We start from the raw sequence: 12,166 nt of genomic DNA, 5'->3' as shown, positions 1-12,166 counted from the left end.
ACAGGGATGCGCACAGAATATCGCATTTTCTCCGCCGGTGAACGGGGAGCGTATCCATTTTTCCGCCACCGTGCCCGGTGAACTGGAGGCGTTACCGCTTCATACCATCTACCGTTCTGATATCTGCCGCAAAGAGCTGCAGAATGCTGACTGGAAAACCTATACCGTGCCGGGGTATCACCGGGAGCGATATCCGCTGACCATGGTCACACCGGGTAAGGCGGAAGCCGATATTCCCGAATCCGGGGGAGGGGCCTGCAACTGGAGACTCAGTAATATAGTTTTTGAAGTCAAACTCAGGAACCCGGCTAAAATAGATCCGTTAATTTCGGATAATTTAGGTGAAGAAGCTACCTTTGTGTTTGATAATCATGCCCCGGCCACCTTTGATGGTGGTTACGAGAAAAAAACAGGGGACGTGAATGAAGAGCTGATACTGTTTCCTTTGATTACCGAGGATTTTATTGGTGGTCATGAAAAGTCATTCTGGCTAATCGGAAAAGATAAAACCCTAACCTATAAAGTCAAAAATACTAAAAATATCAATCTGATCATAGACTACAAATCAGACATGAAAACGTACAATATCGGACCTAAAAATAAGGAAAAAAATGCGATGGCTACCTTTATTTACCCTGATGGTGAACAGGAAAAAACCAGAGAGCTCTTCCCTGAATATAAAAAGCTGATGAAAATATATAATGAGCGTAAAAATAATAGTGATCACTAATCCGGTCTCGGCAGGAGAAAACTTATATTTAGTGCACATGAAGATACTCTGAAATATACCGTTGCGCAGGACATCAATAAAAGTACCGTATTAAAGCACGCCATTGAACGCTACAAGGAAGTTACTTATGAAATTACGGTGTCATAAAAACATATTACCTCTCTTACCTATATTATTACTGTCACAGGGGTGCGTACAGAATACCGCATTTTCTCCGCCGGTGAATGGGAAGCTTATTCATTTTTCCGCCACGGTACCGGACGCACTGGAATCGCTGCCGTTATCGGCCGTCTACCGTTCAAAAAAATGCACCCGTACCGAATACGACAGTAACGATAAGCCTTATGAGGTGGCGAAAGCTAACCGGGCGGACTACCCGCTGACCGCAATGAACGGCCGGGTGAGTGCAGCGGTACCGGTGTCCGGGGGCGGATACTGTGACTGGATACTCAGCAGTCTCACCTATGAGGTCAGACTGAAACATCCTCATACCGTTGACCCGGCAATCACGAAAAATTATGGGTTTGAAACGGTGTTTATCACCGGAAATTATGCCCCGGCGGTGTTTAACGGCGGCTATATTCCGCACCGGGGTGATTTCAGTGAGTCATTATTATTATTTCCTCTGATTCGTGAACGGCGTCTTGGCAAACACGAAACGATATTTAATTTGGTTGCTGAAGACGACATGGTCACGTACCGGCTGGCGGGGGCGGAAAATATTCACCTGACGGTGGATTATGAACAGGAGATGCTCAGCCGCTGGACGGATATAAAAGAAAACAAACCGGAAAATAAAAGCGTCATGACCTATCCGGACGGAGAGGAAGAACAAAAAGGAAAAATCTACCCAAGTTATAATAAATTACTGAAAATCCGGGAGGCGCGCCGGGCGGCGGCACAGCGTTAAAACAGCCCTGACACGGTTTGAGGAGAATACCCGTGAATTTATATAACAGTATCCCGGTGGCCGTCATTCTGGCCGCATCAGCCCTGACGGGCTGTTCCTACAACACGGCGCTGTCGCCGCCGGCAGACAGCCGGATGATTCATTTTTCCGCGACGGTACCGGACGCACTGGAATCGCTGCCGTTATCGGCCGTCTACCGTTCAAAAAAATGTACCCGTACCGAATATGACAGCCGCGATAAGCCTTATGAGGTGGCGAAAACGAATTGGGCGGATTACCCGCTGACTGCAGTGAATGGCAGGGTGAGTGCAGCGGTACCGGTGTCCGGGGGCGGATACTGTGACTGGACACTCAGCAATCTCACCTATGAGATCAGACTGAAACATCCTCATACCGTTGACCCGGAAATCACTGATAACTTCGGGTTTAAAACGGTGTTTATCACCGGAAATTATGCCCCTGCGGTGTTTAACGGCGGCTATATTCCGCACCGGGGCGATTTCAGGGGCAATTTGCTGTTGTTCCCGTTTATTCGTGATATTTTTCTCGGAAAACAAGAAAAAACATTTCATCTGGTTGCTGAAGACGACATGGTCACGTACCGGCTGGCGGGTGCGGAAAATATTCACCTGACGGTGGATTATGAACAGGAGATGCTCAGCCGCTGGACAGATATAAAAGAAAAAAAACCGGGAAATAAAACCGTTATCACTTATCCGGACGGAGAGGAAGAAAGAGAAAGCGAAATCTACCCGGACTATAAGAAATTACTGAAAATCCGGGAAGCGCGCCGGGCGGCGGCACAGCGTTAAAACAGCCCTGACACGGTTTGAGGAGAATACCCGTGAATTAACAAAATAATGTATGTCTTACTGTGCTGTTGCCCGCTCTATGGTACTGACCGGTGGTTTTTACACTTTGTGTTAAACGATGCCTTAAGATTTTTTTTGGAAATTAAAAAGCTAATTAACATAATGAATTTAATATTATTAATACAGAGTTATGATTGATATGGATAATCACAAGTTATTTAGTAAACCCGTTGTTTTATGTGTCGTTATGCTTGTTTTTTTATTTTATTCTGATGAATATGTGATAATATTTAGCAGTTATATTTTTGAGTCATTTTATATGTCACTTCGATTTATAGTTGACTTTATTAAATTAGCAGTAGTTCTTGCTATCTTGTTTTTTTATAATAAAACAAATACCCCTGTACTTATTGGCACTATAAAAATAAAGACAGTTACTGAATTGACATTTATCATCGTGCCAGTGGTATTGGTTTTATTTTTTATTGAAAAATTAACGGGTGTTGAGTTTGAGGCTGGATGGTATTATTCGTACATAGATGAAACAATGCCTGTATCTAAAGTGCTTTTTTATTTTTCTGTTTTTGTTATTCAGCCAATCATTCAGGGGATTGTTTTTTGTGGCGTGTTATTTAATGAGTTAATAAAATATTCAAGAAAAATTTTGTTCTCTGTTTCAACCCTGTTTTTCATTGTTTACAATGCTTATGATATCAGATTTGGCGTTTGTTTATCCGGAGTTGTACTATTTGTTTCTTTATCAATAATATTATTACTGGCCAGAATGAAAAGCGGAGGCGTACTTCTGCCTGTTATTTTACACGCTCTATTTAATATTTTTTATTTTAATATTCAGACTTATCATTATGGATATGACGGTTAACCATATCTCAAGACCGTATTTGAAAATAAGATATTAAAGTGTGTTGTTTTTGTTAAGGTATTAAAATGAATAAAGAAAAAAATAGTGTATATTTGAAGTTATTGATGTTTCCATATTTGTTATTTACAATAGGTAATATTGTTTTTTTATGGTTTGTTATTTTTATGTATTTTATTGGTTTTAATCAATGGGATATAAGTGGCGATGATGTTTTTAATGCAAGGGTGTTTATTTCTGTTCTTGTTTTTCTTGTTTCATTTCTTTCCTTTATTAAAGGCAGAGTTTTTTTGAAAAAAAATGGTTTTTATTGTCCATCATGGGTCTGGTTTGTTTTTCCTCCGCTATATATATACAAAAGACAAAAATATAATGATTCTGGGTTTGAGTATTTTTGGGTTTTTATTTTCATAAATTTATTTCTTCCTTTATATAATCAAGGTATTTTAATGGGTATAATCACAATCACGTTAAGATTATAATATACAGTAAAATTATAGTTTTTTTGATCGCTTACCCAAATCAGGCCGGTGATACCGGCCTTTCTTACCTTATCTTCCCAGATATTTATCCCAGTCCTTCCAGACCGGCTGAAGACCGGCGGCGAGCAGGGCATCGGCGACCTGCTGCGGCGAACGGTTGTCATGCGGGCTGAACTGCTCCAGTTCCGGATCATCCTCTTCGGCATAGCCGCCGGGCTGGGTGCGGGAACCGGCGCTGACCTGGTTTATCGCCACCGGTACCATATGATCACGGAAATACGGTGATTCGCGGGTGGAGAGTGACAGCTCAATATCGGGTGCGAACAGGCGGAAGGCACAGATAAGCTGCACCAGCTCCGCTTCATTCATCAGGGATTCAGGCTCAATACCGCCTGCACACGGGCGCAGACGCGGGAAAGAGATGGAATAACGGGTTTTCCAGTAGCGCTGGCGCAGATAATGCAGATGCTCCGCAACCATATAGCAGTCTGTCCGCCACTGTCCGGACAGACCGATCAGTGCGCCCAGGCCGATCTTGCTGATCCCGGCCTGACCAAGGCGATCAGGGGTTTGCAGCCGCCAGTGAAAATCCTGCTTTTTCCCTTTCAGATGGTGCCGCTGATAGGTGCTCTCATGGTAGGTTTCCTGATACACCATCACACCGTCCAGCCCCAGTGTGCGCAGTTCGGCGTATTCCTCTGTCGCCATCGGCTGCACTTCCATCATCATGGTGCTGAAATAATCGCGGATCAGCGGGAAGGTTTCGCGGAAGTAGTCCATCCCCACTTTGCGCTGATGTTCGCCGGTGACCAGCAGCAGGCTGTCAAAGCCGAGGGCTTTTATTGCCTTACATTCGGTATGGATTTCTTCCGGGGTCAGGGTCTTGCGCTTAATGTGGTTGCTCATGGAAAAACCGCAGTAAGTACAGTCGTTGGCACACAGGTTAGAGAGATAGAGCGGGACATACATCCCGACGACATGACCGAAACGCTGCCGGGTCAGCGTCTGTGCTTTCTGTGCCATCACTTCGAGATACGGGCGGGCGGCAGGGGAAATCAGCGCCATAAAATCCGCCGTGGTCAGCGTGTCCGCACTCAGTGCCCGTTCGACATCGCGGGCGGTTTTGCTGTTGAGCTGTAAGGTGAGGTCATCCCAGTCCAGCTGCTGCCAGCGGTCGCTGAAGGTTTTTTCACTCATCACAGTGCTCCCAGGAATGAGGTCAGCGGGCTGGAGGCCGATGCCTGCTGCTGCACCGGCGCAAGTCCGGCTTCCCGTGCCAGCAGCCCGGCCTCAATGGCCTGACGGAAGGCTTTTGCCATGGTGACCGGTGAACGGGCAACCGCCATCGCGGTATTGACCAGTACGGCATCCGCGCCCAGTTCGATGGCCTCGAGGGCGTGGCCTGGTGCGCCGATCCCGGCATCAATCACTACCGGAACCGTTGCCTGTTCAATAATAATGCGCAGCATATCGCGGGTCTGTAATCCCTGATTAGAGCCGATAGGCGCACCCAGCGGCATAACGGCGGCGCATCCGGCCTCCTGCAACCGGCGGCATAATACCGGGTCCGCACTGCAGTAAGGCAGGACAACAAACCCCTCTTTCACCAGTATTTCCGCTGCCGCCAGGGTTTCAACCGGGTCCGGCAGCAGGTAACGGGCATCGGGGTGGATCTCCAGTTTGATCCAGTTGGTGCCGAGTGCTTCCCGCGCCAGTTGTGCGGCAAATACTGCTTCCCGTGCATTGTTTGCGCCGGAGGTATTCGGCAGCAGTTTAATACCGAGTTCACGGAGCGGGGCGAGGATATCATCGTGCCCCTGAGAAAGATCGATGCGCTTCATTGCCATGGTGACTAACTGGCTGCCGGAGGCGGCAATCGCTTCCTGCATCACCCGGCTGCTGGTGTATTTCCCGGTGCCGGTAAATAAATGGGATGTAAATGTGGTATCTGCAATCGTCAGCATCATTAACCTCCTGCGATAGCCTGAAAAAGTAAAATCTGATCGCCGTCGCGGACAACGTGTTCTGACCAGCTGCCACGGACAACAATGGTCTGGTTTACCGCGACAGCAATGCCCGCCACCGGGCGGCCGAGAAATGTCAGCAGTTCACTGACGGTGACGGGAGAATCAATATCCATCACCTCGTCATTCACCGTTATGCGCATGCGGCTGCCTCCTGACACACCGGGCAGTCTGCCGCCCGCCGGAGCTGTAATGTGCTCCAGCTTTGCTGTCTGCCGTCGAAAAGGCGTAATTTCCCGTTCAGCGGGGAAGACAATCCGGCCAGCAGTTTGATCGCTTCCAGCGCCTGAAGCGTGCCGATCACGCCGACAACCGGGCCGAGAACACCGGCGGTGCGGCAGTTGCGTTCCGGAATGACATCATCGGGATAAAGACAGCAGTAACAGCCGTGTTCAAACGGCGGCTGCAGTACCAGAAGCTGTCCGCTGAAACCAACCGCACTGCCGCTGATCAGGGTTTTTTGCTGCGTGACACAGGCGGCATTGATGGCATGGCGGGTCGCCATGTTATCGGTACAATCGAGGACAATATCTGCTGTTTGTACAATGTGTTGCAGTGTTTTTCGGGTCTGGCGTTCGGTGATCACATTGAGTGTGAGTGCCGGGTTCAGCGCCCGCAGACGTGCCGCTGCCGTACGGGCTTTATTGTCCGGTACATCGGCTTCGGTATAGAGGATCTGGCGCTGGAGGTTGGAGAGATGCACTTCATCATCATCAATCAGAGTCAGTTCACCGACACCGGCTGCTGCCAGATACAGTGCCGCAGGGGAGCCCAGTCCGCCGAGACCGGTGATCACCGCATGAGACTGCTTGAGTTTCAGCTGACCTTCCGGGCCGATATCCTCCAGCAGCAGCTGGCGGCTGTAGCGCATAAAATCATGATCATTCAGCATGGTTGACCTCCTGATATTCAGCGATTTCCCCGGTCAGTGCCATCAGTTGCCGGGTGGCAGCCTGCCAGTCAGCGGCTTTGGTGATCGCACTGACCACCGCAATGCTGCCGACCCCGGTGGCAGCAACAGCGGGGGCACGTTCAAGGGAAATACCGCCGATGGCGACCAGCGGGAAATCCGGTGTGGCGGCAACCTGACGGGCCAGGTTTTCTAATCCCTGCGGGGATGAGGGCATGATTTTGGTTTGTGTCGGGAAAATATGCCCCAGCGCGATATAGGACGGACGCAGCGCTTTGGCACGCTGCAATTCGTTGTCATCGTGGGTGGAAATCCCGAAACGCAGCCCGGCCTGCTGAATCGCCCGTAAGTCAGCAATATCCAGATCTTCCTGGCCGAGATGCACACCATACGCACCGTGCTTTATGGCAAGGCGCCAGTAGTCATTGATAAACAACCGCGCCTGATATTTTTTCCCCAGCACAACAGCGGTGCGGATCTGCTCATCCACCTGTGCATCGGTTTTGTCTTTGATGCGCAGCTGGATTGTCCGCACGCCGGATGCCAGCAGCCGCTCAATCCACACCAGTGAATCCACCACCGGATACAGCCCTAATTGGTGTTCCGTCCGGGCAAACGGCGCGTCAGGCAGATTCATCGATACGCTCCTCTGCACTGTGGTACAGCTCGCTGCCTTTGGCGCGGAAGGCGTCAGACATCTCTTCCATCCCGGCGGCGTAGTCGCGGACTTCCTGTGAAATTTTCATTGAGCAGAATTTCGGCCCGCACATTGAACAGAAATGCGCGACTTTGCCGGATGCCTGCGGCAGGGTTTCATCGTGGTAAGTCCGGGCGGTTTCCGGATCCAGCGCCAGATTGAACTGATCTTCCCAGCGGAACTCGAAACGCGCTTTTGACATCGCGTTATCGCGGATTTGGGCTCCCGGATGCCCTTTGGCGAGATCAGCAGCATGCGCGGCGATTTTATAGGTGATAAGCCCTTGTTTAACATCTTCTTTGTTCGGTAATCCAAGATGTTCTTTCGGTGTCACATAACAGAGCATGGCACAGCCGAACCAGCCGATCAGTGCCGCGCCGATGCCGGATGTGAAATGGTCATAGCCCGGCGCGATATCGGTGGTCAGCGGCCCCAGGGTGTAGAACGGTGCTTCATGGCAGTGCTCCAGTTCTTCCGTCATATTTTTGCGGATCATCTGCATCGGTACATGGCCGGGGCCTTCAATCATCACCTGCACATCATATTCCCACGCGATTTTGGTCAGCTCGCCAAGGGTATGCAGTTCAGCGAACTGGGCTTCGTCGTTGGCATCCTGAATGGAGCCCGGACGCAGACCATCACCGAGAGACAGTGCCACGTCATAGGCCGCACAAATTTCACAGATGTCACGGAAGTGCTGATACAGGAAGTTTTCCTGATGATGAGACAGACACCATTTCGCCATAATCGATCCGCCGCGTGACACAATGCCGGTCAGGCGTTTTGCCGTCATCGGCACATAGCGCAGCAGAACCCCGGCGTGAATGGTGAAGTAATCCACCCCTTGTTCCGCCTGCTCCAGCAGCGTATCGCGGAACATCTCCCAGGTCAGGTCTTCGGCAACACCGTTCACTTTTTCAAGAGCTTGATACACCGGCACGGTACCGATAGGCACCGGGCTGTTACGCAGTATCCACTCGCGGGTTTCGTGAATATAACGGCCGGTGGAGAGATCCATCACCGTATCTGCCCCCCAGCGGGTGGACCAGACCAGTTTTTCCACTTCTTCCTCAATGGAGGAGGTGACAGAGGAGTTGCCGATATTGGCATTCACTTTCACCAGAAAATTGCGGCCGATAATCATTGGTTCGGATTCCGGGTGGTTAATATTGGACGGGATAATGGCGCGTCCGGCAGCGACTTCATCGCGGACAAACTCCGGGGTGATATTATCCGGCAGATTGGCACCGAAATGCTGTCCCGGATGCTGTTGCAGCAGGACTTCGCCCCGGATGCGTTCACGCCCCATATTTTCGCGGATGGCGATAAATTCCATCTCCGGGGTGACAATCCCTTTCCGGGCATAATGCAGTTGTGTCACGCATTTTCCGGCTTTGGCTTTCAGCGGTGCCGGGCGGTTCGGGTAGCGCAGATGGTCAAGGCCGTTATCGGCCAGCCGGTCACGGGTGAAATCAGAACTCAGGTGTGTCACCGCTTCGGTATCGCCGCGCTCTGCAACCCATTGTTCACGCAGACGGGCAAGACCGGCACGGACATCCAGTTTTACCTGCGGGTCGCCGTACGGCCCGGCGGTATCATAAACCGGCACCGGCTCGTTCTCTTCATACTGCGGATTGGCTTTATCGCCGCCGATCAGGGTCGGCGACAGGGCAATTTCCCGCATTGGCACCCGGATATCCGGGCGCGATCCGGTGAGATAAATACGGGAGGAGTTCGGGAAATTCACCCCTTTCAGGGTGCTGATATATTCCTCTGCCGCATCGCGCTGTTCACGGCGGGTACGGGCTTTGGACGGGGCTGCGGTTTCCGCACCCGGGGAGAGATCAGTGGTATCAATACGTTGTTCACGGGACATAGCAAATTCCTTACAGTGAAACCGGTAAAACCGGAAGAAAAAGTGAGAAATTGCTTGTCTGGAGGTGCGTCAGGAGTAATGCGTGATAACCGGCTGCTGATAAACCGCGCATGGCGGCGGCTGAAAAACGGCGGTTAAAAAAGAAAAGATTACTCTTGTTCCCTTCGCGGGTACTAACCCGATCAGGTTCCGCGGATCCCGAATTAACGGTCTCAGCCCGATTTATCACAGGGATAAATGCTGGGCACTCCGACAAGAAAGATTTCAGTATAAGAAGCTGCCCGGAAACTACAACCTTTTTATAACATCATTTATTTACCTGAAGCATTCCCGGTCATCCTCCCTGATATTCAGCGGTTACGCCGCTGCGGCTAAAGATAAAAAAAATTAAATTAAAACTGATAATTTCCGGTCAGTTGCCGATGTTTTCTGTCGGCGTGCCTTATTACGGCATATTAAGAAAAAACAATTGGTTATTTATTGGCCTTATTGATTGCTTTCTGCATCAGGAAAAAAAATGAATCTTAAAAATATGACGATCCGGGTCAGGTTATCTGTCACATTCGGTGTTCTGATCGCCATTCTGGCGCTGGTTTCCGGAATGGCGGTGATGAACCTGTATAAAGACAAAGAGATGTTCACGAATTACGTTAACGGGACATATGCACTTCAGGTTCAGGCGTATGAAGTCCGCCATGCAACAGAAGAGCGGGCGATCATGTTGCGGGATATGATCAATGCGACAGATAAGAAAGATAAAACAGAAGAACTGAACCGTTTTAAAGAAGAAGACGGGAAAGTCAGTAAAAGAACGCAGACGCTGCTGGATATGGTCAATGAGTTCGGCATGGATCCGCAGGGGCGGGCGTTGCTTGATAAGATGATAGCGGATGAAAAACACTATGCCGCCGTGACCCGGGAAGTGCTTGAACTCGATCAGCAGGGACGGCATGAGGAGGCGATTGCGAAAATGATGGATGCCGAATATGCGGCCTCGGATGCTTATATCCTGTCATTCCGTGCCAGCCGCGATCACGGCACGGAAACCGGTAATCAGCTTATTCAGGAATTTAATACCAATTTTGAGCGCCAGAGCAACATTATTCTGGTGTTTGCGTTACTGGCGTTAACGCTGGCGATTGTCTCCGGGGTGATGATTATCCGCAATCTGACCCGTGCGCTGGGTGCTGAACCCGCACAACTGAAAGAAGTGGCTGAACGGGTGGCCTCCGGTGATCTGTCGCCGTCTGATGAAACGCATCCGGTTCCGGACGGTAGTGTGCTGAGTACCCTGAAGGCAATGCAGAGGAACCTGGCCGGTATCGTCGGCACGGTGCGTAATAACAGTGACAGCATTGTGACCGGCACAATGCAGATAACCAGCGGTAATGCGGATCTGAGCCAGCGTACTGAATCTCAGGCCAGCAGTCTGCAGCAGACCGCTGCATCAATGGAACAGTTATCTGCCACGGTAAAAAGCAGTGCGGAGATCGCGGCAAAAGCGAATATGATGGCAGCGGAAGCCTCCGAAACGGCCCGTCACGGTGGTGAGAAAGTGGATTTGGTTATTCATGCCATGCAGGATATCTCAAACTCTTCCCGCACAATCACTGACATTATCGGCGTGATTGATTCCATTGCATTCCAGACCAATATCCTGGCACTGAACGCGGCGGTGGAAGCCGCGCGTGCCGGTGAGCACGGACGCGGTTTTGCGGTGGTATCCGGCGAAGTCCGGACACTGGCACAGCGGAGTGCGCAGGCTGCCGGTGAAATAAAAAATCTGATTAATGCCAGCGTTGAGCAGGTGGATGCAGGCAGCAAGTTGGTGGCAGAAGCCGGTGAATCGATGCAGGTGATTGTCACTCAGACGCAGGGCGTCAGTCAGATGATTGACGAACTGACGCTGGCGGCAAATGAACAGTCTCAGGGTATTTCGCAGGTCGGCATTGCGGTACAGCAGATTGATGAAGTCACACAGCAGAATGCCGCGCTGGTGGTTGAAAATGCGGCGGCAGCGGAAAGCCTGCATCAGCAGGCGGGACAACTGATGCAGGTCATGACCCAATTCAGGCTGGGAAGCAACGCGGCCTGATCCGGCTGATATCCGCTGCCGTATCTCCGGCAGCGGGTATCGTATTTATCAGTGACAGGCAGGCAGATCAGCCGTTTATTGGGTTTAGCGACCACGTCAGCTGCATCCAACCCTGTTTTTCTGCTTCTGCCTGCAATACCGGGTCGGCGTTGACCGTCAGCACATCGGTGGCATAGCGGCACAGGGGTAAATCGTTGGCGGAATCGGTATAAAAGATCGTACGTTCCGGTAAAAACTGGCGAATATCCAAAAAGTTAGCCAGTTTTTCCACTTTCCCTTCCCGGAAGGTGGTGATCCCCTGCAATGCGCCGGTGTAGTGATCATCCCGGACTTCCAGCTCAATACCAAAGGCCAGATTCACTCCCAGCATCTTCGCCACCGGTTTGACAATAAAATCGGCGGTGGCGGAAATGATGATCACCGGCACGCCGTGTTCTTTATAAAACGCGAGGGTTTTGACTGCATCCGGGTAGACCAGCGGGCGCACTTTGCTTTCGGTAAAATCAGCCACCAACTCATCAATCTGTGCAACGGTGGCATTACCTAACGCCTTCAGACTGAAGGCCATATACGCGGCCATATCCAGCTTACCGGCGCTGTAATCCGCCATCATCTGCTTATCTGCGGCAAGAAAGGCCGGATCAGTGATAATGCCTTTTTCCCACAGATAATCTGTCCATAACAGGCTGCTGTCTGCAGCGATTAAGGTGTGATCGAGATCGAAAACCGCTAATGTTGACATGACGTTCC

At 50.5% G+C, this 12,166-nt stretch carries 13 protein-coding genes and 1 riboswitch; of the genes, 6 read left to right on the top strand and 7 right to left on the bottom strand.

What is annotated here, in order from left to right; genetic code table 11:
* Positions 1-37 precede the first annotated feature (37 nt).
* From N7387_RS17285 to N7387_RS17265, 5 genes are all read left to right on the top strand, one after another.
* The gene (locus N7387_RS17285) at positions 38-730 is read left to right on the top strand and encodes a hypothetical protein (RefSeq protein WP_347815240.1); all 693 of its coding nucleotides are present in this window, start codon (positions 38-40) and stop codon (positions 728-730) included.
* Positions 731-950: 220 nt separating this feature from the next.
* Positions 951-1,640, top strand: a complete 690-nt coding sequence (locus N7387_RS17280) for a hypothetical protein (protein WP_279800441.1) — start codon at positions 951-953, stop codon at positions 1,638-1,640.
* A gap of 32 nt (positions 1,641-1,672) precedes the next feature.
* Positions 1,673-2,452: a hypothetical protein gene (locus tag N7387_RS17275; protein WP_279800439.1), complete on the top strand. Its 780-nt coding sequence runs from the start codon at positions 1,673-1,675 to the stop codon at positions 2,450-2,452.
* A 190-nt stretch (positions 2,453-2,642) separates the two neighbouring features.
* Complete coding sequence (locus N7387_RS17270; RefSeq protein WP_279800438.1) at positions 2,643-3,335, top strand: CPBP family glutamic-type intramembrane protease; 693 nt, start codon at positions 2,643-2,645, stop codon at positions 3,333-3,335.
* A 65-nt stretch (positions 3,336-3,400) separates the two neighbouring features.
* Positions 3,401-3,814, top strand: a complete 414-nt coding sequence (locus N7387_RS17265; protein ID WP_279800436.1) for a hypothetical protein — start codon at positions 3,401-3,403, stop codon at positions 3,812-3,814.
* 69 nt (positions 3,815-3,883) lie between these two features.
* Here N7387_RS17265 and thiH read toward each other — a convergent pair whose 3' ends face one another.
* From thiH to thiC, 6 genes are read right to left on the bottom strand one after another with little or no spacing between them, the layout of a single operon-like run.
* Positions 3,884-5,011 (bottom strand): 2-iminoacetate synthase ThiH, encoded by a 1,128-nt coding sequence (gene thiH / locus N7387_RS17260; protein WP_004242297.1) that lies wholly within the window; start codon positions 5,009-5,011, stop codon positions 3,884-3,886.
* Entirely contained in the window at positions 5,011-5,778 is a 768-nt protein-coding gene (locus N7387_RS17255) for a thiazole synthase (RefSeq protein ID WP_262861377.1), read from the bottom strand. Before N7387_RS17255 ends, thiH begins: the two co-directional genes overlap by 1 nt.
* A gap of 2 nt (positions 5,779-5,780) precedes the next feature.
* Positions 5,781-5,981 (bottom strand): sulfur carrier protein ThiS, encoded by a 201-nt coding sequence (gene thiS, locus N7387_RS17250; RefSeq protein ID WP_262861362.1) that lies wholly within the window; start codon positions 5,979-5,981, stop codon positions 5,781-5,783.
* Complete coding sequence (locus N7387_RS17245) at positions 5,972-6,730, bottom strand: HesA/MoeB/ThiF family protein (protein WP_279800435.1); 759 nt, start codon at positions 6,728-6,730, stop codon at positions 5,972-5,974. Before N7387_RS17245 ends, thiS begins: the two co-directional genes overlap by 10 nt.
* Positions 6,720-7,385, bottom strand: coding sequence for a thiamine phosphate synthase (gene thiE / locus N7387_RS17240; RefSeq protein WP_279800434.1), 666 nt, complete (start codon positions 7,383-7,385; stop codon positions 6,720-6,722). Before thiE ends, N7387_RS17245 begins: the two co-directional genes overlap by 11 nt.
* Complete coding sequence (gene thiC / locus N7387_RS17235) at positions 7,372-9,321, bottom strand: phosphomethylpyrimidine synthase ThiC (RefSeq protein WP_112550531.1); 1,950 nt, start codon at positions 9,319-9,321, stop codon at positions 7,372-7,374. Before thiC ends, thiE begins: the two co-directional genes overlap by 14 nt.
* 142 nt (positions 9,322-9,463) lie before the next feature.
* Positions 9,464-9,583: riboswitch (TPP riboswitch) on the bottom strand.
* A gap of 255 nt (positions 9,584-9,838) precedes the next feature.
* Here thiC and N7387_RS17230 point away from each other — a divergent pair.
* Positions 9,839-11,416: a methyl-accepting chemotaxis protein gene (locus tag N7387_RS17230; RefSeq protein WP_279800433.1), complete on the top strand. Its 1,578-nt coding sequence runs from the start codon at positions 9,839-9,841 to the stop codon at positions 11,414-11,416.
* 67 nt (positions 11,417-11,483) lie between these two features.
* Here N7387_RS17230 and N7387_RS17225 read toward each other — a convergent pair whose 3' ends face one another.
* Positions 11,484-12,158 (bottom strand): HAD-IB family hydrolase, encoded by a 675-nt coding sequence (locus N7387_RS17225; RefSeq protein WP_279800432.1) that lies wholly within the window; start codon positions 12,156-12,158, stop codon positions 11,484-11,486.
* Positions 12,159-12,166 lie beyond the last annotated feature (8 nt).

Origin of the sequence: Morganella sp. GD04133, assembly GCF_029835375.1 — a bacterium.
Taxonomy (GTDB): domain Bacteria; phylum Pseudomonadota; class Gammaproteobacteria; order Enterobacterales; family Enterobacteriaceae; genus Morganella; species Morganella morganii_B.
Note: the sequence above shows the minus strand (reverse complement) of the source record. Positions and strands in the feature narration are given on the sequence as shown.

Excerpts from the sequence above, each read along its gene's own strand:
- N7387_RS17255 (WP_262861377.1), bottom strand. The coding sequence starts at position 5,778 with ATGCTGACGATTGCAGATACCACATTTACATCCCATTTATTTACCGGC.
- thiS (WP_262861362.1), bottom strand. The coding sequence starts at position 5,981 with ATGCGCATAACGGTGAATGACGAGGTGATGGATATTGATTCTCCCGTC.
- thiH (WP_004242297.1), bottom strand. The coding sequence starts at position 5,011 with ATGAGTGAAAAAACCTTCAGCGACCGCTGGCAGCAGCTGGACTGGGAT.
- N7387_RS17230 (WP_279800433.1), top strand. The coding sequence starts at position 9,839 with ATGAATCTTAAAAATATGACGATCCGGGTCAGGTTATCTGTCACATTC.
- N7387_RS17265 (WP_279800436.1), top strand. The coding sequence starts at position 3,401 with ATGAATAAAGAAAAAAATAGTGTATATTTGAAGTTATTGATGTTTCCA.
- thiC (WP_112550531.1), bottom strand. The coding sequence starts at position 9,321 with ATGTCCCGTGAACAACGTATTGATACCACTGATCTCTCCCCGGGTGCG.
- thiE (WP_279800434.1), bottom strand. The coding sequence starts at position 7,385 with ATGAATCTGCCTGACGCGCCGTTTGCCCGGACGGAACACCAATTAGGG.
- N7387_RS17245 (WP_279800435.1), bottom strand. The coding sequence starts at position 6,730 with ATGCTGAATGATCATGATTTTATGCGCTACAGCCGCCAGCTGCTGCTG.
- N7387_RS17270 (WP_279800438.1), top strand. The coding sequence starts at position 2,643 with ATGATTGATATGGATAATCACAAGTTATTTAGTAAACCCGTTGTTTTA.
- N7387_RS17225 (WP_279800432.1), bottom strand. The coding sequence starts at position 12,158 with ATGTCAACATTAGCGGTTTTCGATCTCGATCACACCTTAATCGCTGCA.